The sequence below is a fragment of the Oceanispirochaeta sp. genome, assembly GCF_027859075.1.
GTDB lineage: Bacteria > Spirochaetota > Spirochaetia > DSM-2461 > DSM-2461 > Oceanispirochaeta.
Window position 1 is genome coordinate 12,646 of sequence record NZ_JAQIBL010000094.1, and the last position, 24,582, is coordinate 37,227.

A 24,582-nucleotide genomic window follows, 5' to 3' on the forward strand; every position below is an offset into this window, starting at 1 on the left:
GATCAGTCTTCCGAAGCTTCCTGAATAAAAGCATCCATTAATTTGAGAGCCGTCCGTTTTCTATAAACAGCAGTGGAACGCTGATCGTCTATGGGCCGGACGGCTTTTTCATAATCCCCCCGAACATCCTTCCAGGCAGACAGCAGTTCACCCGACTTCAATCCCGTCAGTTTCTCTTCAGATTCTTCGAGACGGACTACAACAGCGGCGACCGCCCCTAGAGACATACGGATATCTTTGATCACTCCCCGATCCTTAAGAACCCAGAAGCAGGCCGAAAGCTTGGAAAGAGCATTGGCTTTACGGGTTCCCACCTTCCGGTAGATCAGATGGCCCTTCTCTTCGCTGCGGATAAAATCCAGAGGAATCCGTACTGATTCGATCAATTCATTTTCATTCAGACTGGTCTTTCCCGGTCCGGTCACAAAGTCCCGAACAGTCATTTTTCTCGATCCATTTTTAGAAATCAGCCGGAGACTGGCATTGGCCACAATAAGGGGAGGGAGAGAATCCGCCGCGGGGGAGGCATTCTGAATATTTCCGGCCAGAGTCGCCAGATTCCTCAGCGCCGGGGCGGCTATTTCATCCAGAGACAGTGCCAGTGAGCGGGGAATTCGTGAATCATTCAGGAGCTGATTTAGAGTCACTCCCCCGCCGATGCAGAGGTATCCCTTTTCTTCGGTCACAAACTGAAGCTCCTTCAGATGCCCGATGGTCATGACTGATGAGGGAAAATCAGCAGGAAGACTGCTCCAGTTCTCATAGCGGACCATCAGATCCGTACCGCCGGCCAGAGGGAGAACTTTCTTGCTGTTCTTAATGTCCAGAGCCTCAGAAAGACTCTCGGGATAGAAAAACTTCACCATAATCCCGCTCCCTTTTCTGAAGCCATCTGAACGGCCTGAACGATCTGATCATAACCGGTACAGCGGCAGAGATTTCCCGAAATTCCTTTCCGGATTTCCTCTTCACTGGGACGGGGTGCATCCTGGAGGACCGACTGGGCGGCCATGACCATACCGGGGATGCAGAATCCGCACTGCACGGCTCCCGCATCGGCAAAGGCATCGATGATGCACTTGCCCTGTTCCGTCTCTCTGAGACCTTCGATGGTCATCAGCTCTTTTTCATGAATGGTTCCCATGGCAATCATACAGCTGTTCACGAGTTTTCCGTTCAGCAGGATACTGCAGGCGCCGCACTCCCCTTCTCCGCAGCCTTCCTTGACCCCGGTTTCACCCAGGTCTTCCCGGAGCACATCTAATAGCCGCCTGAGAGGACTGTCCTCATACACGACATCTCTGCCGTTCAGGGTGAATCTAATCTTACCGTCCTTCATCTGTCAGCTCCATCAGGGTTTCCGGAAGAACCGGCACCTCATCAATTATTGTGTCTACCGCCTGCGAAACGGCGGCCCCAAATGCCGGGGCGGCACCATCAAAAACCATCTCACCCGCCCCTTTGGCTCCAAAAGCTCCATATTCGAAGGGATTATCCACGATATCGCATTGGGTTGTAGGAAAATCCATACTGGTTGGTATCATGTAATCCGACATGGTAGCCTGCCTGAAACGTCCCTGGGAAAATTCCAGTTTTTCAAGATAGCTGTATCCCAGAGCCTGGATCATACCGCCGATAATCTGGCCCTCCACAATCTGACGATCGATGGGAACCCCCATCTCATAAACACCCCAGATCCCTTTGGTATTCACCTCATAGCTGAGGGGGTCCACTTCCACCTCGATCACATTCACACCCCAGCTATAGGCGGGATAGGCGTCCCCGGTCAGGGTCTCCTGATCCCAGGGCACCATATGGGTAGGAGCTTCATAATCCTGAATGATCGACTGGTCTTCACCGCTTTTCCACTCTGCTTTCAGCCTCTTCGCCGCTTTTTGAACCAGAAAACCGACAACAGAGATGGACCGGGAGGCGACGGTTGGTCCCGAATCGGGAACGATCTCCGTATCGGGTTCTACAAAATGGACCTGATCAATGGGAATATCCAGGGCTTTGGATGCCACCTTACAGAAGGTGGTGCTGATTCCCTGGCCCATCTCAACATTAGAACCGTAGATAAAGACCTGATCCTTTCTGTTTTTTTTCAGATAGATCCGGGCCTTGATAAGATCCCTCTCTCCGTTACCGGTGAATCCGCTTCCATGAAAAAAATAGGAAAGGCCTATGCCCCAATTGGGCCTGGTTTTATAGTCCTGATACTTTTTTTCGTATCCCGACATCTCCAGGATACGCCTTGTCATTTCAGGAAGCATGACCTCCTCATGTATTTTTCCGTCCGTACTTGTCGGATCTCCCTGCTTCATCAGATAGGGCTGCCGGAAGGCCAGGGGGTCAATCCCCAGCGCATAGGCCAGGAAATTCATATGAGACTCCATGGCGAATATCGCCTGGGGAGCTCCAAAGCCCCGAAAGGCATCGGAAGGAGGTTTATTGGTACAAAAAACTCTGCCGCAGATACGGATATTATTGATGTTGTAAACATTACCCACAGTAAACACCGCCCGGGCCAGAACGACAGCGGAGCAGCTGGCAAAGGCACCACCATCCAGGCGCAGATCAATATCATGAGCCAGGATACGGCCATCCTTATCCAGAGCCGTCCTTATATGAATCGCACTGGGATGCCTCTTGATGGAGTAGGCCATATCCTCTTTGCGGTCCAGAACCAGTTTTATAGGTTTTTTTATCTTGCATACGGCCACCGCCAGGGGTCCAGCCAGAACATCGGGGAAGTGTTCCTTTCCACCGAAGGCTCCTCCTGTAGGAGTCTGTATGATCCTGATTTTCTCTTTATCCATGCCCAGGGCATTGACCAGTGATTTCCTGATATAGAAGGGACACTGAGCCGACGCATGAAGGATAAAAGTATCCTCCTCCCAATGAGCAAACAGACTCTGAGGTTCCATGTACACATGTTCCTGATGCCCGGTGTAATACTCTTTTTCCAGGATGCGGTGGGCTTTCTCAAAGGGATATTCGACCTGTCCGTGATGAATATCATAGCGGGTAAACACATTGTCTTCCCCGTGCTGCACCCCCTCCAGGAGTGCTGTCGACTCTTCCAGGGTAATGCAGGGAGTCAGTTCCCTGTATGTGATTTGAATCTGTTTGTGAAGATCCAGAATCACATCCTTTTCGGGCCCCACTACCAGAAAAATGATCTGCCCCAGATAACGGACTTCTTTATCCGCAAAAACAGGCCAGTCTTCGATGATCATATGAAGGCGGTTCACCCCCTGAATGTCGTCGGCCCCAACGATATAATAGCCCTCCGGCAGTTCAGGCAGGCTGACTGACTCAATAGTTCCTCTCGAGATGGAGCTGTAATAACACTTTCCATGAAGAGGTGAAACTGGGAACTGGTCTGCAAGATACTCCATAGTGCCTGCTGCTTTGGCAACGGCATCCTTCCGGCGCACTGAGGTACTGATTGAATGCGGCATATGATTCCCCCGATATCAGGATAAATCCTGTTTTATTTTTAAATTATCCGGTGGAGGGATTCATTTGTCTAGGAGAATAGGGAAAGGTCATACCTTAAGACTCGGGCATTTCCTTTAATCGTTCTCTTGTTTTCCAATGATGACTCATGATCAGCTGCTGCGCCTGCTCTGTATTCCCGCTGCGGATGGCTTCTACAATACTCTTGTGTTCCATCAGGGTTTCATTGGGAGAACGGATCAGTCCTTTCTGATAACAGCGCAGGATAAACTCAAAATTCCTTATAAAATCCAGAATGACCCTGTTCCCTGATATTTTAAGAATTTCTCCGTGAAATTCCTGGTCCCTTTTCTGGTATTCCAGAAATCGTTCTTCCGGCAAGGGGTATGAAAAATCATCAAAAAGATTTAATACGCGTTTGAAACGGGGATTTTCGGGTTCTTCCATACACAGATGAAGGGCCGTACCTTCCAGACCGGCTCTGACTGCAAAAAGTTCCATCATATCCTTATTGGTAAAGATCCGGATAAAGAGGCCGGAACGGCCTTTCTGTTCAATGATTCCCTCACTGATCAGCCGGCTGACCGCTTCATTTATAGGAGTTTGACTGACTCCGATGACGTCTGCCAAATTCTTCTTCAGAATTTTTTCTCCAGGTTCCAGATCATGGTTCAGGAGCATACGGACAATCTGGTCATACACCAGATCACCCAGGGCATCCCGGGATATTCGGCTCATAGGTGCCTCTGCTCGAATATTCTGTTCCGGCCAATCTCTATATGCTGACGCATGGCTTCTTCGGCAGCGTCCTGATCCCCCCTGGCAATGGCATCCGCGATGGCTCTATGCCCTTCCATACTTTTTTCGCAGTCAATATGAATTTCATCCTGATTACTGAGGCTGATTATATTATAGGAAGAAAGCATCATCTCCAGCATACTGTTCCGGCTCATGGCCATGACCTGACCGTGAAAATGATAATCCAGATCATTGAAGAGTTTACGGCTGTCGGCACAGTTAAAATCGGGGACATCTTCAATTAACATCAACAGACGTTTTTTCTCCTGGGGGCTGCCGTGTAAAGCTGCCTTCCCTGCACCCAGAGGTTCCAGACGCAGGCGGATATCAAAGAGATTCAACTCATCTTCTCTTGACAACTCACGGATGTAATACCCTCTCCGGGGCCGGCTCTCAACAAGCCATTCTTTTTCCAGTTTGGAAAAAGCGGATAAGAGAGGGGTTCTTGAAACACCCAATACTCTGGCCATCTCCTCCTGAGTGAGTTTCTGCCCGGGAACGAGCTGACGCTTCAGGATCATCTGTTTTATATTTTTATATACTTTTTCAGCTAGATCTTCTGTTTCTACTTTATATGTCTGCATAGTAGACAATTATGAATGGAAAATGATGGGAGGTCAATATATTTTTTGTATACAAAATGGGAAAATCAAAAAAGCAGCAAAAAAAAGATTGACAGGCCATGCATGTTGTGCATAAAATATTGTATACAAAATAAAGGAGGCAAAAAGATTTGATTGGTATATCTCCAGCTTACTACCTGTCCCTCTTTTCAAAAAAATTCACCTTCAGCGATATGGTAAGCAGTTTGTACCAACTTGAAGAACTTGAATATAATGCAATGCAGATTGAGGTTTTCTATCCTGAACAGCTGGAAGAATGGACCGATACAAATTGTGAAAAACTTAAAATAGCCAGTGTTGAAAGCGGAATTAAGCTGAGTCAATTCGTAGCCCATTTCCTTCTGGACACTTTTGTATCCCCTGAGACACTATCCTCAGAGGCAGGGTTGGCAGAAATCGAAAGAATCTCCTTATTCCTTAAACGATTTAAGCTGACCGATCTGGTCACTATCCCTCTGGGAGTTTTTCGGGGTGTTCATACAGAATCAGTTCAGTCAGATTTTGTTCAGAAGTTGTCCCGAATGAAAGATATTTTGAAAAAACAGGGTCAGAGAATGGCTGTAGAGCCCATGCCGGGAAGTCTGGGATCAGATTTGAAGATATTGAAGTCTCTGCCGGAATTGGGGCTCAACCTGGACCCTGGTCATATATTATGCAGCGGTCTTGATCCTTTTAACCTTGATGAATCTGTTATGAATCGGGTCTTCGCCACCCATCTTTGTGATAATAACGGAAGAGAGAATACTTCCGATATTCCCGGAACCTTTCACAGTAGAGAGGATTGGGGAATGTTGCTTGAGAACCTTAAAAATGCAGGTTTTCAAGGATCTTTAGATGTAGAAATTATCTGCCCGGCGGAAGAAGTTGTATCCCGATACAGGACAGGCCGGATTTTTTTAAAAAGTTTTGAGTAAAAATATCACATATTCAAATTAATATATTCGTTTCTGCATAATCTGCAGAAACAGGGAGAGTTAACATACAATGAGTAAAAAACCAAAGTTTGCTGTAATTACCGGATTCCTGGGACAAACCCAGGACCGCTTCAGGGCATTTAATGCACCTCAGACGCTGGAAGAAAAATTCAAGATGATGAATTCAATGGAAAATGTAGACGGTTTAGAGCTGGTTTTCCCCTATGAAGTGAATGAAGCGGCAACAGTAAAACCTCTGCTGAAAAAATACGACCTGAATATGGCGGCAGTGAATGTCAACATCAAAAAAGATGATGATTTTATCCATGGGAGCATATCCCACCCCGACAAAGCCGTCCGGGACAAAGCTGTCCGCTTTATTAAGGAAGCCAAAGATTTTGCTGCTGAAGTAGGTGCCGACAAAGTGCAGTGCTGTCCCCTGGGAGACGGTTATGAGTACAGCTTTCAATCCGATTACTCTACGAGCTGGAAAAGAATGGTAGATTGCATTGCCGAAGCGGGAGATTACAAACCTGAGATTCCCCTCTTCCTGGAATACAAACCTAATGAAATCAGAGGGAACTGCTTCCTTGAAAACTGTTCCAAAACACTCTGCCTGCTCCACGAAATAGGGAATAAGAATATTGGAGTCACTCTGGATTACGGTCACTCCAAATATGGTGGAGAAACTCCCGCAGAAGCCCTGAGTCTTGTGGCCAACAGCCCCTTTCCCTACTACATTCACATCAATGATAATGATGGAAAATGGGACTGGGATTATATGGTAGGTACCAACAATTTTCAGCTTTATGTTGAGTTTATCTACTACCTGAAAAGATTTGAATACAGTGATTACATTACTTCTGACACATCTCCCACCAGATTAGATATCAAGGAGTGTTTTGAAGCCAATGCCCGTTGGACCAGCAAAATCTGGGATCTTCTGGATAATATGAACACGGACAAGCTGACAAAACTTCTGAATCAGACTGATTTTGTTAAAAACTGGAAATTTCTGGAAAACGAGTTGTTTTTCAGAGAAGGAAAATAATTGGATCTTATCTGGAAGATGCAATTCTATCCGGATAAAGTAAAACAAGTGATCTGGCAGACTTGTAGAAGTCTGTAAAAAATAGGAAAGGAGAATTGTATGAAAAAACTGTTTGTACTGGTTTTGTGTATGGCAGCAATGACAGGAATGGTCTTTGCTGAAGGTTCTGGTGAATATCCCGAAAGAGATATTACAAATGTTATGGTATGGGGAGCCGGTGGTGGTACCGATACCTGCAACAGAGTAGTCATGCCCGAAATGGCCAAGGAACTGGGAGTTAACATCAATGTCGTCAACAACCCCGGTGGAGTTGCCGGTTCTGTTGGTATGGCAGCTGCATTTGCTAAGGACCCCGACGGTTACACTATCTGTGGTCTGTCCGAATCCTGTGTAACTTCAGCAGTAATGGGCGGATTCCCTGAAAGAATGAATGTATGGGATTTCTTTATCATCGGTGGTTCACCCGACATCGTTTCTGTAACTCCCGATGCTCCCTATAACTCTATTGAAGAACTGGTTAAAGCTGCCAAAGCTAATCCCGGATCTATCAGAGCAGGTGCTTCCGGTGCCGGTTCTATTCACCACCTGAACCTTCTGGCCTTCGAAAAAGGTGCTGGTGTTGAGTTTAACTTTATTCCCTACGACGGTTCAGCCCCTGCCCAGAATGCAGCCATGACTGGAGAAATAACTCTTGTTATTACTTCTGTTGCAGAACAGGCACAGTTGATCCGTGGTGGAAAACTGAGACCTCTTGGAATGCTCGTACCTGAAGCTTTTGAACTGGGAGACACAAAGATTCCTTCTGCTTTTGATGCTTACCCCAGCATGAGCGAATTCCTGCCCATCTCTCAGGCTATCGGTTTTGCTATCCGCAAAGATGCAGATAAAAAGATCAAATCAAAACTGACAAATGCATTTCAAGTTGCCATGAACTCTGAAGCTGTAATAGAATTCGGAAAGAAAAACTACTACATCCTCTCAGGTAAATCCGGTGCTGAAGCCAATAAAGTATTTGACAGCCTCGAATCCAACTTTGGATGGACTCTGCAAGAACTGGGAGCTGCCAAGGTAGATCCTGCTTCTCTTGGAATCCCCAAACCATAATTGATACAGTCTCAAAAAATGTTCTAAAAAAAAGAGCTGTTCCTGGGTGTGGAGTCCTATATAATGAGGCTCCGGGGGACAGCTTTTTTAGGACTCACAGATAAGGAAGATTTTATAATGGAAGAACAAAAATTACGTCAGTATGATTTCCTGACAGCTGCATTTCTTATTTTATTCGGGATATGGGAACTCTTTGAAACATTCAAAATGCCAATGACAGACTCCTATGGAGGGGTCGAGACCGTCTGGTATGTTTCTCCGGCACTGTTTCCTCTTTTTATAGGTGCAGCCCTTATCCTCCTGGGATTTATTCTTTTGAGAAATTCTATAAAAACCGGTGGTGCAGCAGATTTCATTCATGCAATGAAAAGCATTGGTAAATCCAGAATATCGAACAAGTCCGTCCGAGTTCTGACGGTCTTGCTCGCACTTGTATCATTCGTTTATATACTGATCCCCTATATTGATTTTTTTATGAGTATTACTCTGTTTCTATTTTTTCTATGCACTGCCTTCTATCCAGACCATGACGAATTCAGAAAGAGATTTGTCAAACATTACCTGGTGGGAATCGGGATAATTCTGATTCTGCTCATCACGGGTCTTTCAGGTGTACTGAACAGCATCCTGAAGTACAATATGGATATACTGTCTCTGATCTTCCTGATCTACCTGAATATCGTAGCTAGAAAAATGGCAAAAGGCTTTGAAATCCCCAAAAAGCTCATCCGTCAGGTGACCATAATATCATTAGTTGTACCGCTGATTCTTTGTCCTTTATTCCGATACTTCCTGCTGGTTCCCCTGCCCGTAGAAGGAGGAATCATCAAGCTGATGAACCTCGTATATTACACCATACGATAGGTCTTTCAATTTATCGCGGTTATTTTGCTCAAGAGAGCCCCTTGGGTCACAATGAAAAATGACATCATGGGCCTTCGGAGCCTTATTAACAAGGAGATTTTATGGGAGTTTTTGAACCCTTACAGATTTTTTTTATCAACATCGGTGGGATGCTGATAAGCCCCACGATCATGCTGCTCCTCTTCTCATCGGTCATCATGGGGATTGTTTTCGGAGCGACTCCCGGTCTGACAGCCACCCTTGGAGTTGCACTGTTAACAACACTGACATACAGTATGGATACATCCACAGCCATGGTTGCCCTGATGGGAATCTATGTGGGAGGTGTCTATGGAGGTAGCTACACAGCCATTCTGGTTAATATTCCAGGAACCGCAGCATCGGCGGCTACGGCACTCGATGGTTATCCTCTGGCCTGTAAAGGCCAGGCAGGCCGTGCTCTTGGACTGACTACAACATCATCGGCTATCGGAACCTTTATCGGGATGATGTTCGTGGTGATGCTTTCACCGGTCATCTCAGCCATGGCACTTCAGTTTACATCCTTTGAGTTCTTCCTGCTGGCCCTTTTCGGTATCGTTATCAGCGGTACCCTGACAAGCCAGGACCTGGTATACAAGGGTTGGATTGCCGGATTCTTAGGACTCTTTCTGGCTACGATCGGAAGAGATAAACTTCAATTCTATCCCCGTTTTACATTCGGGATGAGTGAACTGGAAGGCGGTCTGGACCTGGTCCCTGTATTAATCGGAGCCTTTGGAATACCCCAGATTATGAGCACCATCCGGGATAACTTTAAAATTGGAAAAACCAAAAAATTCGACAAAATTATCCCTGATTTTAAGACAATCGCTCACAATACTCCTGCAATCATCCGTTCATCCCTGATCGGTGTTGGAATTGGATCCGTACCGGGCATCGGAGAAGATATCGCCGGATGGGTATCCTATGGTGCCGCTAAAAAAGCAAGTAAACATCCCGAGGAATTTGGAAATGGATCTGTCGAGGCTGTTATTTCAACAGAAACAGCCAACAATTCCTGTATCGGTGGAGCAATGATCCCTCTATTGACCCTGGGTGTCCCCGGAAGTCCTCCAGCAGCCATGCTGCTGGGAGCCCTGCTGCTCCATGGAATACAGCCCGGACCCATGCTGATGATAGATCATCCCACATTCATTCTGGACATCACCGCCATTCTTCTTCTGGCCTCATTAACCATGTGGGTCTGCGGTATCCTTCTGGCCAAGCAGGTGATTAAAGTCCTGAAGATTCCTACCTCCCTTTTTATGCCTGTCATTGCAGTACTCTGTGTGATTGGTTCTTATGCTCTGGGAATACGGATCTTCAACCTCTACCTGATGCTCCCCATCGGAATCATTGCCTATTTCCTCTCAGAAATGAAGTATCCCATTGCGCCTCTGATCATCGGTGTCAGTCTGGGAGATATGTGTGACCAGAATCTGCGACGAGCCCAGATGGTATCACAGGGAAGCTTTTTACCTGTGATCACCCGCCCCGTCTCCCTGATTCTGTTCATTTTGATTCTGCTTCTCATTGCCGGTCAAATCCCGGTCTTCCAGAAACTGCAGAAACGGATAGGAAACAGAATCAACTTAATATTGAAGAAAAAATCTCCAAAAACACCGGAAGATATGAAAGACTGATTTCTCTCTCTCAAGTTTAATGAAGGCTGTTCTTAGGAGAACAGCCTTTTTTGGGCACTGATCATTGCTTATTTTAATAAAAATGAATGGACAAATAACAGAGTTAGTATAGGATTAAATAAAATTATGACAGAATCCATATCAATCAGTAAATTTTGAGGAGCATCCTCTGAAAGAACACTACCATCTGATCCTGAATCCAGCGGCCGGCAAGGGTAAAGCCCAGGAGAAGCTGCCGGTCATTGAAAAATACTTTAAAGAGTATGGAGCGGCCTATACCATCCACAAGACGGAAAGACCGGGTCATGCGGCTCAATTGGCAGCCTCACTGGCAGAGAATGAACACCATCACAACATAGCCATCGTCGCCGCCGGGGGGGACGGAACCTGCAACGAGGTCGTCAACGGCCTGATGAATTTCAGAAATATCATGAATGACAGTCCCCTTCCCGCCTTTGGAGTCCTGCCCATCGGCCGGGGCAATGACTTTGTCTTCGGAGCCGGAATGCCCCTGAATTTGACAAAATCCCTGGAGAATCTGATTCAGGATAAGACTGTTACACTGGATATCGGCTGGATCAGGGGCGGAAAAGCCCCGGAAGGACGTTATTTTGCCAACGGTGTGGGCATCGGCTTCGATGCCATCGTCAATGCCGAGGCCGCTAAAATCAAATGGTTTCAGGGTTATATTATTGCGGCGGTCAAAACCATCATAACCTACCCCAGGGCTCCCCAGGTAGATCTGTATTATGATGATGATATGATACAGAGCCAGGCGGCACTGATCTCCTTTATGAATGGAAAGCGTCTGGGTGGAGCCTTTATAATGGCCCCCCAGGGAGATATGTTTGATGGTTTTCTGAATCTGAACACGACACGTCAATGCTCCAGGCGGGATATGATCTCAGCCCTCTTTGATTATCTAAAGGGAAGCCAGGGAAGGAGAGAGGATACATTTACCGCCATGGGTGAAAGATTCCGGGTCGTGGCCCGTCAGGGCTCACTTGTGATCCATGCCGACGGTGAGACTCTGAGCACAGAAGAGGCGGAAGTGGATATCCACTGCATCCCCAGGGCATTGGAACTGATCAAAGGCTAGACGCCTCTCTGTTCCAATAATTCTTTGACAGCAAAGCGATTTTAATTTAGGATTGAATCGTTAGTTGAGCATCATTTTTGAAAATTATAGAAAAAGGCGAGGTAATCATGCGATCCGATAAGAAGCAGTTTTTCCTGATCCCCCTTATCATTCTGCTTGCCCTCTCTTGTGAGCAAAAAGCTGAGAGCATAACCTCCCCGGGCATATACCTCAGCGTCATGGGTTTTAACGAAGAGATCTCCCACATGGAAATTGAAAAACTCACGGGAGATTCCCAGCTGGATTTTGAAGATTTTGTAGCCGGGTTGAAGAAAGAAACGGGAACCCTGTTGTACCGCAGCGTCGATGAAGCCCTTCAGTACATTACCTCGAATGAATACCTACTGCCCGAAGAGCTTTCCAGTATTGCCATTATCACCTTTTCCGATGGATTGGATCAGGGTTCCGCCTTTGTGGTTGATGCCTACGATTCAGGTCCTGAATACCTCGCGGCCCTTGATGCAAAACTGGAAGAAAAGATTCACGGTGTCCCTGTCAGTGCCTACACCATCGGCTACCAGGGACTGGACAATAGTGAGGACTTTACAGGCTTCTCCACTGTGATGGATCAACTGTCCAACAGCCTCGGTGCCAACTACCTGGCCAACAACATTTCAGATCTGGAAGACCGATTCGCCCAGATGGCGAATGACCTGGACATTGTGTCCCACACCCAGAACCTGAATCTGACGATTCCCGGCAATGACAACGGCAAGCCCATCCGTTTCACCTTTGACGGGGCGGCTGATGCGGCCAGTTCCACCGTCTATATTGACGGGGTTTTCACAGATGTGAATGGAATCAGATCCATCGCGGATCTCTCATACAGCGGATTGACCAGCAGCACGGGTGATGCCAGTATAGGCACTCAGATTTCGCTGTCCCGCATCACCTTCCCCTTTACCAATGTGTCCCTGAAAAGCGGGTCCCTGATAAGCCTGAGCGAGATTAAACAATACTGGTATAACTCCACCAGTTCTTCCTGGATACCCAATACGGAGTTCAACCCCAACGAAGACACCGAAACAGAGACAGTGAGGAGCAGCGCCATCATCATGCTGGTTATGGACTGCAGCTCCTCCCTGGGTGCTGATGATTTTGACATCCTGAAAAGAAACGTATACAGCTTTATCAATACCCTGTACAGGGATTACATGACCGAGTAAAGAGAAAGGAAGTACTAATGAAAAAGATTCTGTTTATCCTGCTGATCATCCCCTTCTTCCTGAGCTCCTGTACCCTTTTCGGCATTCCTGAGGTCAGGTACAGGCAAAACATGCTGGATGGAACCATTCTCCAGGGGGTAAGGTTCGACGGCGCGGTCTATGAAAAGACCTTTTATGTGGGAACCTCTACAGATTATCTGAACACCAGCACAGGGTCGGGAATCGTTGAATGCAAAATCGGAGGCTCCTGGATTATAGCTTCAGAAAACATTCAGCTTGAGGGGGGCAAAAATTCTATTTTTATTTCCGGGACTGTCGGCGCCTTTGATGTCACCGCACAGAAGGACAAGAAATAATGAAATCAACGATACGAATCCCTGGAGGATGTGAATGAAAAAGATCTTGCTGCTTCTGCTCCTGGTTCTGTTCACCCTATCAATAGGTGCAAATGAAAACTGGATATATTCCGGTTTTGAATACTCAAAAATATTCGAGACCGCGAGTTTTGAAGGTATCGGATCAGAGAGGGAACTCTCTTCTATCGGAGCCAATATTTCGGGCTATTCCTTCAGTGATTTTTCCAGTGGCGGATTCTTTTTCCACTCGTCCATTCTCTTCCCCTATCATATGAAACTCACAAATGGGGACGAGGTTATCAGCCTGGGGAGAAAAGATGTGGTTTATAACTACCTCTTCAGCCTGATGGCCGGTCCCGCCTTTAAAACATCTTCCAACAGGGTGATGCAGATGTACGGCGGCCTGGGTCTTCACGGCTCGGCTCTGCTGGTGGGCATGGGAAGTGCCTATTACGGAGAATATGTCTCTCAGAAGACCTTCAATGTCGGAGTAGGCATGGATTTGGCCGGCAAGGTCAACTTCACACCCAACTTTTACTTCTCTTTAGGGGCCATGGGAGTCTGGGATTTCTACAACTATACGGAATTGAGGGTGAACGGATATTCTGCAGAGACCGAATTTGATAAGTTTCGTACCTTTGTCATCAACCCATTCGCCTGTTTCGGATTCAGCTGGGAATCCTGATCTGCCCGAACAAAAAAAAGCTGCCCTTATTAAAAGGCAGCTTTTTTTTGTTGGTTAAAGATTTGATTGCACTGGAATCGCTGTTTAGAAGTCTTTTTCCTGAACAGTTTTTCTTTTATCATTCTTTGCTTTTTCAATAGCGGAGTCACACATTTCTCTGATTTTGTCTGAGAGAACATCAATCACTTTAGCGGAACATTTCAGATCACCATTGCTCTTGATGTAGTTTTTAACCTTAGATGATACCACCAGGGTTTCTTTTTCAGCCATAAATTGCTCCTTATGCCAATTAGTTGAGGCCTATTCTACCACAGGTACAGCTAGTAAATAAATAGAAAAACGCAAAGCGCTGGAAAAAAAAGCACTCTTAGAATAATATATTCCTGTTATTTCTTCTTTTTGAACCTGGAGGATCGATTTGAAACAGTTTTTCCTGATTTTGATACTGGCCATTCCTATGACATTAATCCCTCTGACTGCGGAGGAAACCGGTGATACCCTGAAATGTTACCTCCTGACCGTTGGTCCGGGAAAAGAACTCTACCTCTGGTTCGGCCATACAGGGATCATCATCGAAGAGGCAGACAAGTCCCGTTTTTATGATTTTGGCAATTTTTCATTCAAGGCCGACCATTTCTACCGGAACTTCGCCATGGGAAGACTCATATATCTGAAAATCGGAGTCTCCGCCAAGGCCTATCTGAACTACATTGTCACTGAAGACAGAGATGTCACCCTGCAGCAGCTGAATATCTCCAGAGAGAAGATACTTGAAATGAAAGAAGAACTGGAAAGGAATACCCTTCCGGGAAATAATACCTACCTGTATCACCATTATCTGGATAATTGCTCCACCCGTCCCCGGGATATAATTGACAAGGTCCTGGATGGGCAATTGAAAGAGGCCACCAACCGGAAGGCAGACGCCAGCTTCCGCAGCAGCTTCAGGCGCTTTACCAGTCATAGCTTCTTTCCCGACTGGCTGCTGTCCCTTCTTCAGGGTAGAACCATAGACGGCCCCATAACCTACTGGGACACAATGTTCCTGCCGGATGAACTGATGAAGCATCTGGACACACTGATGGTTACAAGCGATGAGGGCCTTGAAGCGGCAGTTCAGAATAAAAAGATTCTGGCAAAATCCTCACAGGGCAGAACCATTCCGGCCCAGCCTCCCCTCTCGGGAGTACCCGCTCTATTGTATGGTCTGGCCGCCGGGTTCATCCTGATGATGCTTCAAAGGTTCTCTTTAGAACGCAAGGGGAAAGCCGCCCGCAGTGCCGCTCTCCTGTTCTTCCTGATTCTCACAGTGATCAGCCTCTTCGGCCTGATTGTATGGTTTATCTCTTTCTTCACTGACCATCTGGTGGCCCGTCAGAACATCAACGTCATGATGTTTCATCCCCTGTATCTTGTTCCAGGGTTTTTCCTGCTGAAACAGTCGGGGAAGAGACTCTTAAGATTCTGGCAGATTCAGGGAGGAGTCTGGATCCTGATGGTAATTATGAATACAGCATTTTTTCATCAAGAGAACCTGATAACAGTCCTGTTCTTTCTCCCCTTCCTGGCCTGCCAGCTCTTTATTCTGAAAAAGCCGACTTATTCAACCCAGCCGGCCTGATCAGGAAAAAAGGATTCTTTTATTGAGGCAGGTCGATCCGGTTATCCTTCAATCCCGGCCACCGGGCTGCCGCCTTATCCAGTTTTTCAGGATGAGCCATGACCGAAACAGAGTCATCATCCCAATGGGACAGGAGTTCCCGGCTGGCCTCCTGCAGGTCCACAGACCGGCAGCTCATAAGATCATCCCGTTTCCTCTGTCTGAGTTCATCACTGATAAGATACAGCTGCCTCTTAAGGACGATCATGCTCTTTTCTGAGGGCGAAACCGGCCTCATTTCTTTTCCCACCACCGAGATGAGTGATTTTTCAAGCTCCCCTTCATCCTCAAAATCAGTAAATTCCTCCAGGCTCTCTTTAAAGGCAATCAGGGTGTTCTCCACCTCAGGGTCTCTATAGGTTGCAAATGTAAAGATCTGATCTAAACCGGAATGAGTACTGAAGGCACCGTAGGCACCGCCTTTCATTCTGATTTTTTCCCAGAGGGGGCCTGTTTTCAGAAGGTGGCTCAGTAAAATCTGAGAGGCCACTTTTCTGTCCAGAAGGGAGACACCCCGGATGGCTTTCCCGACAAACCCTATCAGAGCAGGAATTCCCAGGCCTTCAGCCTTCAACAGGGAAGAGTCTGTTGAGGATGCGGCAAGTTCATCCATCAAGGGGCTCAGCACAGGACCTGTTGCTGTCAATTCTGGAAGTGTATCCTTCCAGAAAGCAGACATGACTGTCCCCGACTCCTTCAGGACCGATTCATCCATGGTCAGGCTGAGAGTCAGATTCGACAGGGAAAAGACCCGGTCCCGGATACCTTTCATCAGAGAGGCCAGCTCGGGCATCCTGTGTTTCTGCTGCACCAGGGATTCCAGAAACTGCACCTGTCCAATCCCGAACATTTTGTCTTCAAGCCGGGCAGAGCTGCTGAAACGGCTGTTGGCCCGGAGCATCACATAGGCGTGACCCCCGGGAACCAGAGAGGATTTCATATCATTCCAAAGCTCCACCAGAATCTGCTCCATCCGTGTATGATTATCAAAATCTGCCTGAGCCAGGAGAGAAGCCGCCAGATCCAGGGCCTCCTGCCGCTGACCTTCCAGCATTTTGAGCCGGACATACAGATAGGTCTCAGGTTTTTCAAAAGGCTCATCTCCCACCTTATGGCCCGCCTCCACAGACACTCCTAATCCACCGGTTTTCATAGAGAGGTCTCTCGTGATCACATCATAGGGGACTCCTGGTAAACCTGTACCGGTCAGGAGTTTGGTAAAGAGAGGCAGGAAGGGATACAGGTCATCCTCCAGCCCTGCCAGTGAAAATGCCATGTCGTTGTAGAGGATTCCGTTTGTAAACACACCCTGACTCAGCAGGGTGGCCGATCCCAGAGGGCTGATATCAAAGTCCAGGAGATTCACTTTAACCGGGATATCGCTCCTCTGGAGGAAGGGTACGCCCCCCTCATCCTCGAGTTCCTGAAAGTCCTTGAGGGACTGATTCTTCTGTTCCAGTTCTAATCGCTCCTCTTCACTCATGGAGGCCTGAAGGGTCTCCAGTTCTGTTATCAGTGCTTCTTCCTGTTTTTTACCCATCAGTGGGTCAGGTTTGATTGTCACCAGGGACCAGTGAGGATTGTCCAGAATCCACTCTTTCAGAATCGATTCAAAGTAACCTTTTTGCCCTGACTTTTCCCGGACTTCTTTCATGACCGGATCAAAACGGAGGGAAGACACCGGGGGCATGTCATAATTCCAGCCCTTCATGATCTTCCTTAGAAGTCTGATTCCGAAGGGACCGCCCCCCTTCACCTCTCTGGCACGGAACTCGACAAGGCGCATACAGCTCTCTTTTAAATCCTCGTCAAATCCCTTTGCACTCAGATCCGCCAGGGTGGTAAACACGAGGTTCTTCAGAGCCTCCGCCTTAGGGGGATCAGTTCCTCTGAGAGCCACCGAAAAAACGGCTTCATTGAGATCAAAATCCACACCGCTCACAGGAGACAGGTCCTCTCCCAATCCTGATTCCAGAAGAGCCTTGTGCAGGGGGGCTCCGGCATTACCCATCAGCATTTCGGTCAGAATGGACATGCTCAGGGAACGGACAGGATCATCGGGGGCAAAGATTTTCCAGTTGAGTGAGATGGTACTCTTGTTTTCCCCTGTGTCATCCTCTCCCAGAGGCCAGGTCTTTTCTAAGATCCGGGGCTCAGTCCAGGATTTCTGGAGAGGTACAAATGAATCGACCTTCTTTGCCTGGAACTCTCCAAGAAAACGGGAATCCAGAAAGGACAGAATTTTTTCGGAAGGAATATTCCCATATAGAAAGATCTTGCAGTTTGAGGGGTGATACCAGGCCTTATGAAAGTCGACAAACTCTTCATAACTGAGGGAAGGAATAGACTCGGGCTCCCCCCCGGAATCCACACCATAGGGATTATCAGGAAAAAGAGAACGGATGCACCACTCGCTGGCAATGCCCTCCTGGGAGGAGTAGTTCCCCTTCATCTCATTGTAGACAATTCCTGTGCGCACCAGCCGTCCCTGATCATCCCATTCCAGACGATGTCCCTCCTGTCTGAAAACCTCTTCATTCAGATTGGGAAAAAAGACGGCATCCCCGTACACGTCCATCAGATTAAAATAATCTTTTTCCAGAACACTGGCGGCAGGATAAAGGGTCTTATCCGGATAGGTCATGGCATTGAGGAAGGTATTCACACTCCCTTTCATCATGGAAAGAAAGGGATCCTTAACGGGAAATTTTTTGGATCCGCAGAGAACCGAGTGTTCCAGAATATGAGCGACTCCGCTGCTGTCTGCCGGAGGCGTTCTGAAGTTGAAGGAAAAAAGGTTCTCCTCATCATCATTCAGCACATGATAAATCTGGCAGCCTGACTGTATATGTTCAAAGAGGTACCCTTGGCCCCTGTACTCATCGAGCTCATCTGTACTGATGTGTTTGAAGCTTGCGGGATAATTCGGTTTTGACATGTATTTTTATCTCCTATTGTACCAATATAATCATATTTCACAGGAGAGGACAGGATTCTTTACTGGAAGGATACAGTTCGAAGGGAAAGATGGAACTGAAAAAAGCTAACTGGTTTTCTGGTGGGATTCTTTTTCATTGACAATGCGGCTGACAGGTCCCCGCCATTTAAAGACAGGGCCGAAACTGGTCACATTGAAATAACCCGAATCACTCAGAATCGCGGCGGCACGTCCTGACTGCAGGGGAGACCGGCCGTATACGACCATATTGATAAATAAATTATCCGTCGGCAGGAACGAGCTCAGTTGTCCGTAGGGAACATTGATAGCCGTCGGGATATGCCCTTTCTGAAACTCCGCCTTGGAACGTACATCAATCAGAAAGTACTCATATTGATCCTGACTGATTAATACCTGAAGAGAACTATTCAGAGACAGATTATTCCGCTTGTCCCTGTTTCTTCTGATGCGGTAGAAAGGGACCAGTAAGGCAACAACACCCACGGCTATTATGATTATGACATACTTTAACACCTGAACCATGTGTTTATTCTAACATGGAAGGATTATTTTGGGAATGTGAATAGATATTTCAAAAGGGCGTAAAAAAAGAGGTCCAAATGGACCTCTTCGCGATTTAAGTGATTATCTCCGGGTAGTCTCAGTCTTCCTGAGTTTCTTAGCCTGTTTTCTGATCATGGCTTTCTTCTTCCGGTTTTTAATAGTGGAGGGTTTTTCAAAGTATTCCCGTTTTTTCCATTCCCGGATAATACCTTCCTTTTCCACCATACGCTTGAACCGTTTGATAGCTTTTTCCAGGGGCTCGTCGTCACTAATTCTTATGTTGGCGATATTGAATCACCTCCCTTGTTCTTTTAGACTTACTCTACAGTATCGTTCATTATGGTCAATATTTCATCTTTGTCAATAAGAGGAAGTGTAAGATATCTCTCAGGGTTAACAGGAATTGTGTTCACTCTGAGTTCCCAGTGCAGATGGGGTCCTGTAACCAGACCTGTTGAGCCAACAGTTCCCAGAATTTCTCCCTGAGAAACCCAATCTCCCGGTTCAACATCAATGCGGTCCATGTGGTAATAAAGGGAGTAGACTCCCGGCAGATGCTCCAGAACCACCGTCCATCCGGTCAGGATCCTGTCTTCCGCCATGACGACGGCTCCCTCGAGGGGTGCCATAATTTCTGTTCCCGTATCGGCGGCCATATCCATCCCGGTATGGAGAGAATTAGCGGTTCCGCCATCCTTATACAGATAGGTTCTTCTGTCGCCATACCAGGAGGTTATGATAAACTCTTTCACAGGGGGTAAAAACACAGCTACAGGATGAATAGAACCCTTGGAAAGCTTGTTCAAAAGGGCCCACAATCTTCGGGATTGATCTCTCTTTTCAGCGGAGTCATCCGTTCTTAGAGTGCTCATATCCTTGTTCAAAGGGATATCTTCCGATCTAAAATCCCTGGCTCTTATCAGCACAGGCTGTTCATACACAGAGAAGCCTTTGGAATTTCTGATTTCTGCCCGCAACTGGTAGGTTCCGGATTCCATATCAGAAGCAAGGCCCATTAGGCCTATATAATCAGAACCCGTCCCTTCTTCCAGCTCAAAGGCGAGGCCTTGAGCGTTGGAACGCACGACCCCATTCTCATCTTTCAGTATAAAAAGGATTTCATCATCAGGACTTCCCTGATGCACAAGGACGGTCAGAATATCACCCGGTGAGGCATGAGGAGTCGAAAGGAGAGTCTGGGCAGCGATGGAGACATGACAAAACAGGAGAAACAGCAGGCTGGGGAAAATCAGTAGTTTTTTCAATTGGCAGGCTCCATATCGATCACTGTTATCTGTAAGGATTCACGGTTCATATAATAGTTTCGACTTACATGATACAGCAGATTAACCCTGTTGTCAGGACTCATGTATTCCTTAAAATTTTCTGCACCGTTCCAGTAGAGAGCTGGAAATTTAGAGGATTCCGAGGACAGGAGGAATTTCAGATGGTTCTGAGGTTCCTTGCCTATGAGTTCGGATTTTTCAATCAAGAGATTCCTGCTGAAAAACAAGAGCGGTCTGAATCCTTCCCCATAGGGTCCCAGTCGGCCGACCATCTCCCAGAGTTCAGGATTTAGATACTCTCCGGGAATTTCCGCGTCCACATCGGGTATATCTTCGGCGATTTCGGGTTTCCAGGTTCTGCAGAATTCTCCCAGCTTTCGGACAAAGAGTTCTTCCTTCGATCCCTCCATGCTGAACCCGGCGGCGCAATCATGCCCTCCGAAGTCAACAAAAAGATCTGCATGGGCGTGGAGAAGAGGCTGAATGGAACAGCCCCTGGGGCTGCGGATAGAGCCGGACAGGCTGCCGTCTTCCTGCCGGGACAGGATCAGGGAGGGGACAGAAAAGGTGTTTACCATCTTTGCGGCCAGAATCCCGGTGATCCCCCGGGGTATTTGCAGTGACCGGACCATGATCAGCTTGTTGTGAAGGCTTTCCTGGCTGCCGCGGGCTTCTTCCAGGGCACTGTCCCAGAGGGAATCTCCCAGTTTCTTCCGCTCCTGGTTCAGATCATGAAGGGCATCGGCAAGGCTGGTTCTGACAGCCTCATCCTGCGTGATGAAAAGTTCCACCGCCTTATCGGCCTGTCCCATCCTCCCGGAAGAGTTGATCCAGGGAGACACCATCCAGGAGACATCATTGGTTTCGAGTGGTTTCCCCAGCAGCCTCTGCCGGATAAACAGTTCCCTCAGCCCAGGTCTGACCGCCTTGCCCAGGAGAGTCATCCCTCTTTTGACCAGAATCCGGTTCTCATCCACCAGGGGCATAAGATCCGCCAGGGTTCCCAGAGCCACCAGGTCAAGGGCTTTCTCAAAGGGTTCAAAGGCTCCCGTATATCGTTTGAGCATCAAACCGGAGAACAGGTGAAGGAAGGCCTCTCCATTATCGGGAGCCTTATCACCGTACCGGGCCAGACGGCTCTTATCCCGGAGAGTCTGAAAATCCATCCCCTTTAAACCCGGAAAATCAAGGCAGATTTCATCGGCAATATCACTGATGTGGAGTTCAGCGGATTTGCCGAAGACCTGATCCAGCAAATCCTGCTGGGAGGGTAGATCATAACTGAACAGGGGCCAGCCTTTCAGGCTTTCTGCCAGCTCCTCGAGGGGAATTTCCTCACTGAGGGAATAGACCTTCCGGCTGGTCTCCACCAGGTTGATATATTTGTAAATTTCCAACTGGTTTTTCTCTTTGTTGATATAAAAGAAACAGTACTCATGACCGTAGAGTTCTGTTCTTGAAAAACAGAGAGCCCAGATGAGTTTGGATACAACCGCACAGCCCGCCAGGCCTTCGAAGGGATAGGAGTCATCCTGAACCTTGGGATTGATGATGCATAGGGCATCGGGGAGCTTCTCCGCTCTTGGATTGTGATGGTCCAGTATGATCACATCGATTCCCAGCTCTCCCGCCAGGGCAACCTCTTTGAAGTCAGAAATCCCGCAGTCCACACAGAAAATAAGGGTTCCATCCCGGGAGGCAAAATCCCTGATAACATCAGGATTCAGTCCGTAGGCTTCCTCTCCCGTAGGGACTTTCCATTCTGCATTGATTCCTGCATCCGCCAGGGCCTCAATGAGGAGGATCGTCGAGGTGATCCCATCCACATCACGGTCTCCGCAGATAATCACATGCTCTTTTTCTTCCGCTGCCATCTGAATTCTGTCTATCGCATCCGACATATGACGAAAGAGGAAGGGATTATGAAGGTAACGAAAATCATCTTCCAGAAAGAAGCGGCTTTCCTCCAGGTTAAAACCTCTCCGCACCAGGATGGAAGCCTGAAGCAGGTTCATTCCGGTTTTATCAGAGAGCTGACGGACACGGCCGCCTTCTATATCTTTTTTAGTCCATTTCATACTTATTTTACCATTCTCCGACTTCTTTCAGGATAAGGGACTCCGGAGTCATCGGGTCCGGTGAGATGATGACAGCCTCTTCAAGAGAGGCGAGGGCCTGACAGGCCTCCTTTTCATTCAAGGCAAAAATCTCACAGAGAAGATCCCCGTTGACTACCGAGTCTCCCCTTTTTTTATTAAAATGCAATCCTGTATGAGGCTGCACCGGATCATCCGCCTTGTTCCGGCCGACTCCCAGACCCAGGGCGCACATACCGATTTTAAAGGCATTGATTTCATGAATGACTCCCTCCCGGGGAGCCCGGAATTCTACTTTAAAAGGGGCTCGCCATCTTCCCGCATGATCCAGAAACCAGTCCCAGTCAGCCCCCTGAGCAATCATGTTTTCCCGGAACCTGTCTGCTCCTTCTCCGTTTCTTATTTTCTGCCGGCACATGTCCATGGCCTCGTCAGGGTCTCTGCAGATTCCTGCAGTCAGAAGCATCCGGGAGCAGAGAGCCAGGGTCACTTCCATCAGGTCATCAGGACCGTCACCCTGCAGGCTGTTCCATGATTCTTCCACTTCCAGAAAGTTACCGACCATATTGCCCAGTGGCTCTTCCATGGCGGTAATGAGGGCGATGACCCTGCGGCCCATGCTCTTCCCCGTATTCACCAGGGATTCGGCCAGGATTTCCGCATCCTTCAGGGTTTTCATGAAGGCTCCGGAACCGCATTTTACATCAAAGACAAGGGATTGAGCCCCTTCGGCCAGTTTTTTGCTGAGGATACTGGCTGTGATCAGAGGAATGGATTCCACCGTAGCCGTGACATCACGGAGGGCGTACATTTTTCTGTCTGCCGGCACGACTTCTGCGGTCTGTCCAATAACCGCATACCCGGCGCGTCCTATGATTCTCTTCAACTCACCTTGAGAGGCATTGATGGTATAACCTTTGACCGATTCCAGTTTATCCAGGGTTCCCCCGGTGTGTCCCAGGGCACGGCCGCTCATCATAGGGACCTGAGCACCGCAGGCCGCCGCCAGAGGCGCCAGGATCAGGGATGTTTTATCGCCCACACCGCCGGTGGAATGCTTGTCCACCAAAGGTCCTGCCAGGTCTGAGAGATCCATCACCTTGCCTGATTCCATCATCAGCCGGGTGAGGAGGCCCGTCTCTTCTGCATTCATTCCCTGAAAGTAAACGGCCATAAGCCAGGCGCTGACCTGGTAATCGGGGATGTCTCCGGAGACAGAACCATTAATAAAAAAACGGAGTTCCTCCTCTGTTAGAGCCGCTCCGTCACGTTTTTTCATGATGATATCAACGATGCGCATCCTGTTACTCCCTTGAATTAAAAATACCCTACAATCGCCCCTTCTGTCAGCCCTTGAATTGGACCCTGTACAAAGGACTGTATTCCGCCTCCCGGGTTTCAAGGCAAGAAAGAGTCGTTTCATACCTCATATTTTGATGCATCCATGCCCACGACTTCAATATTATCCTTATTGAAAAATTATTTTGAGGGATTCCTGATCCATTTTCAACCTGACAATAGACCTCAATATGGTCATAATGTAGGCCGTCAAACTTTCAAGGGTATCTGAATCCACCTCGGGTAGCACTTTTTTCTCCATCACGGCTTCCAGGAAGATTCGGGCAGAAGCTGTGAGCAGAGGCAGACTGTCGATGCGGCAGCGGGAGCAGACAACCATTCCTTCGCCGGAATAACAGACTGCTTTAGTCGGGGGGGCGGGTCTGCCGCAGCGGGAACAGCGGTTTGTTTCAGGCTGAATGCCTTCCAGTGCCAGATAATCCCAGAGGGATCTCAGGAAGATTCCCGGAACCATCGCGCCCTCGGCGTTGCTGAGATTTCTGAACAGGTTTTCTGACATATTAAAGAAATCCTGGCTTCCTCCTCCCGCATAAGTCTGTATAATCAGGTCCGACCAGAACAGGGCGGCATAATATTTATTCAGATGAGTATGGAAACTATCCCGGCTTTCAAGGCATTCTCCCTCTTTCAGACGCCACAGCTTTTTAACCGGATCATAATAGAGGTCCCCGCGACAGAGGGAAAAGGGCTGAATCAAGGCCCTCTGAGCCCCCGACTTTTTTCCTTTCACACCGAAAACCGCAATGCGGATCAATCCCTGTCCGGCACTCAGAATAAGAACAAGTTTATGGTTTTCACCCATATCAGAGGATTTTAATGGAATATAATTTTCTTTAATCAGTCGATTCATAGTC

At 47.8% G+C, this 24,582-nt stretch carries 24 protein-coding genes; 10 read left to right on the plus strand and 14 right to left on the minus strand.

What is annotated here, in order from left to right:
* Nucleotides 1-2: 2 nt before the first annotated feature.
* From PF479_RS05050 to PF479_RS05070, 5 genes are all read right to left on the minus strand, one after another.
* Nucleotides 3-866 (minus strand): FAD binding domain-containing protein, encoded by an 864-nt coding sequence (locus PF479_RS05050; protein ID WP_298003006.1) that lies wholly within the window; start codon nt 864-866, stop codon nt 3-5.
* On the minus strand, nt 860-1,339 hold the full coding sequence (locus PF479_RS05055; protein WP_298003008.1) for a (2Fe-2S)-binding protein: 480 nt from the start codon (nt 1,337-1,339) through the stop codon (nt 860-862). Before PF479_RS05055 ends, PF479_RS05050 begins: the two co-directional genes overlap by 7 nt.
* Nucleotides 1,326-3,464 (minus strand): xanthine dehydrogenase family protein molybdopterin-binding subunit, encoded by a 2,139-nt coding sequence (locus PF479_RS05060; RefSeq protein ID WP_298003011.1) that lies wholly within the window; start codon nt 3,462-3,464, stop codon nt 1,326-1,328. Before PF479_RS05060 ends, PF479_RS05055 begins: the two co-directional genes overlap by 14 nt.
* A 94-nt stretch (nt 3,465-3,558) precedes the next feature.
* Nucleotides 3,559-4,200 (minus strand): GntR family transcriptional regulator, encoded by a 642-nt coding sequence (locus tag PF479_RS05065; RefSeq protein WP_298003014.1) that lies wholly within the window; start codon nt 4,198-4,200, stop codon nt 3,559-3,561.
* Nucleotides 4,197-4,844 carry a GntR family transcriptional regulator gene (locus PF479_RS05070; protein ID WP_298003017.1) on the minus strand — a complete coding sequence of 216 codons (648 nt, stop codon included), beginning with the start codon at nt 4,842-4,844 and terminating at the stop codon, nt 4,197-4,199. The genes PF479_RS05065 and PF479_RS05070 overlap by 4 nt, the downstream gene beginning before the upstream one ends.
* 149 nt (nt 4,845-4,993) lie before the next feature.
* On the opposite strand from PF479_RS05070, the gene PF479_RS05075 reads away from it, so the two are divergent.
* The 5 genes from PF479_RS05075 (at nt 4,994) to PF479_RS05095 (ending at nt 10,480) form a co-directional block, all read left to right on the plus strand.
* Nucleotides 4,994-5,797, plus strand: coding sequence for a TIM barrel protein (locus PF479_RS05075; protein WP_298003020.1), 804 nt, complete (start codon nt 4,994-4,996; stop codon nt 5,795-5,797).
* 70 nt (nt 5,798-5,867) lie between these two features.
* Nucleotides 5,868-6,848, plus strand: coding sequence for a sugar phosphate isomerase/epimerase (locus PF479_RS05080; protein ID WP_298003023.1), 981 nt, complete (start codon nt 5,868-5,870; stop codon nt 6,846-6,848).
* Between the two features lie 99 nt (nt 6,849-6,947).
* Nucleotides 6,948-7,952 (plus strand): tripartite tricarboxylate transporter substrate binding protein, encoded by a 1,005-nt coding sequence (locus tag PF479_RS05085; RefSeq protein ID WP_298003027.1) that lies wholly within the window; start codon nt 6,948-6,950, stop codon nt 7,950-7,952.
* A 117-nt stretch (nt 7,953-8,069) separates the two neighbouring features.
* Nucleotides 8,070-8,816, plus strand: a complete 747-nt coding sequence (locus PF479_RS05090; protein WP_298003031.1) for a tripartite tricarboxylate transporter TctB family protein — start codon at nt 8,070-8,072, stop codon at nt 8,814-8,816.
* A gap of 101 nt (nt 8,817-8,917) precedes the next feature.
* A complete protein-coding gene (locus PF479_RS05095; RefSeq protein ID WP_298003035.1) occupies nt 8,918-10,480 on the plus strand; it encodes a tripartite tricarboxylate transporter permease in 1,563 nt (520 codons plus the stop codon).
* A gap of 145 nt (nt 10,481-10,625) precedes the next feature.
* Here the strand turns inward: PF479_RS05095 and PF479_RS05100 are convergent, their stop codons facing one another.
* Nucleotides 10,626-10,796, minus strand: a complete 171-nt coding sequence (locus tag PF479_RS05100; protein ID WP_298003038.1) for a hypothetical protein — start codon at nt 10,794-10,796, stop codon at nt 10,626-10,628.
* Between PF479_RS05100 and PF479_RS05105 the strand changes: the two genes are divergently transcribed.
* From PF479_RS05105 to PF479_RS05120, 4 genes are all read left to right on the plus strand, one after another.
* Nucleotides 10,713-11,579: a diacylglycerol kinase family protein gene (locus PF479_RS05105; protein WP_298003106.1), complete on the plus strand. Its 867-nt coding sequence runs from the start codon at nt 10,713-10,715 to the stop codon at nt 11,577-11,579. The genes PF479_RS05100 and PF479_RS05105 overlap by 84 nt on opposite strands.
* A gap of 107 nt (nt 11,580-11,686) precedes the next feature.
* On the plus strand, nt 11,687-12,784 hold the full coding sequence (locus PF479_RS05110) for a hypothetical protein (RefSeq protein ID WP_298003041.1): 1,098 nt from the start codon (nt 11,687-11,689) through the stop codon (nt 12,782-12,784).
* Nucleotides 12,785-12,801: 17 nt separating this feature from the next.
* Nucleotides 12,802-13,140, plus strand: a complete 339-nt coding sequence (locus PF479_RS05115; protein ID WP_298003044.1) for a hypothetical protein — start codon at nt 12,802-12,804, stop codon at nt 13,138-13,140.
* Between the two features lie 34 nt (nt 13,141-13,174).
* A complete protein-coding gene (locus PF479_RS05120; RefSeq protein ID WP_298003047.1) occupies nt 13,175-13,825 on the plus strand; it encodes a hypothetical protein in 651 nt (216 codons plus the stop codon).
* Nucleotides 13,826-13,909: 84 nt separating this feature from the next.
* On the opposite strand, the gene PF479_RS05125 is transcribed toward PF479_RS05120, so the two are convergent.
* Nucleotides 13,910-14,095, minus strand: a complete 186-nt coding sequence (locus PF479_RS05125; protein WP_298003049.1) for a histone-like protein — start codon at nt 14,093-14,095, stop codon at nt 13,910-13,912.
* A gap of 148 nt (nt 14,096-14,243) precedes the next feature.
* Between PF479_RS05125 and PF479_RS05130 the strand changes: the two genes are divergently transcribed.
* Nucleotides 14,244-15,446, plus strand: a complete 1,203-nt coding sequence (locus tag PF479_RS05130) for a DUF4105 domain-containing protein (RefSeq protein ID WP_298003052.1) — start codon at nt 14,244-14,246, stop codon at nt 15,444-15,446.
* Nucleotides 15,447-15,465: 19 nt separating this feature from the next.
* On the opposite strand, the gene PF479_RS05135 is transcribed toward PF479_RS05130, so the two are convergent.
* The 7 genes from PF479_RS05135 to recO all read right to left on the minus strand — a co-directional run bounded on the left by PF479_RS05135 (nt 15,466) and on the right by recO (nt 24,578).
* Complete coding sequence (locus PF479_RS05135) at nt 15,466-18,423, minus strand: insulinase family protein (RefSeq protein WP_298003055.1); 2,958 nt, start codon at nt 18,421-18,423, stop codon at nt 15,466-15,468.
* A 105-nt stretch (nt 18,424-18,528) separates the two neighbouring features.
* Nucleotides 18,529-18,966, minus strand: coding sequence for a rhodanese-like domain-containing protein (locus PF479_RS05140; RefSeq protein ID WP_298003057.1), 438 nt, complete (start codon nt 18,964-18,966; stop codon nt 18,529-18,531).
* A gap of 102 nt (nt 18,967-19,068) precedes the next feature.
* A complete protein-coding gene (rpsU, locus tag PF479_RS05145) occupies nt 19,069-19,275 on the minus strand; it encodes a 30S ribosomal protein S21 (protein WP_114628721.1) in 207 nt (68 codons plus the stop codon).
* Nucleotides 19,276-19,304: 29 nt separating this feature from the next.
* Nucleotides 19,305-20,252, minus strand: a complete 948-nt coding sequence (locus tag PF479_RS05150; RefSeq protein ID WP_298003060.1) for a M23 family metallopeptidase — start codon at nt 20,250-20,252, stop codon at nt 19,305-19,307.
* The gene (recJ, locus tag PF479_RS05155) at nt 20,249-22,351 is read right to left on the minus strand and encodes a single-stranded-DNA-specific exonuclease RecJ (protein ID WP_298003063.1); all 2,103 of its coding nucleotides are present in this window, start codon (nt 22,349-22,351) and stop codon (nt 20,249-20,251) included. Before recJ ends, PF479_RS05150 begins: the two co-directional genes overlap by 4 nt.
* Before the next feature lie 7 nt (nt 22,352-22,358).
* On the minus strand, nt 22,359-23,669 hold the full coding sequence (locus tag PF479_RS05160) for a thymidine phosphorylase (RefSeq protein ID WP_298003065.1): 1,311 nt from the start codon (nt 23,667-23,669) through the stop codon (nt 22,359-22,361).
* Between the two features lie 168 nt (nt 23,670-23,837).
* Complete coding sequence (recO, locus tag PF479_RS05165; RefSeq protein WP_298003067.1) at nt 23,838-24,578, minus strand: DNA repair protein RecO; 741 nt, start codon at nt 24,576-24,578, stop codon at nt 23,838-23,840.
* Between the last annotated feature and the right edge of the window lie 4 nt (nt 24,579-24,582).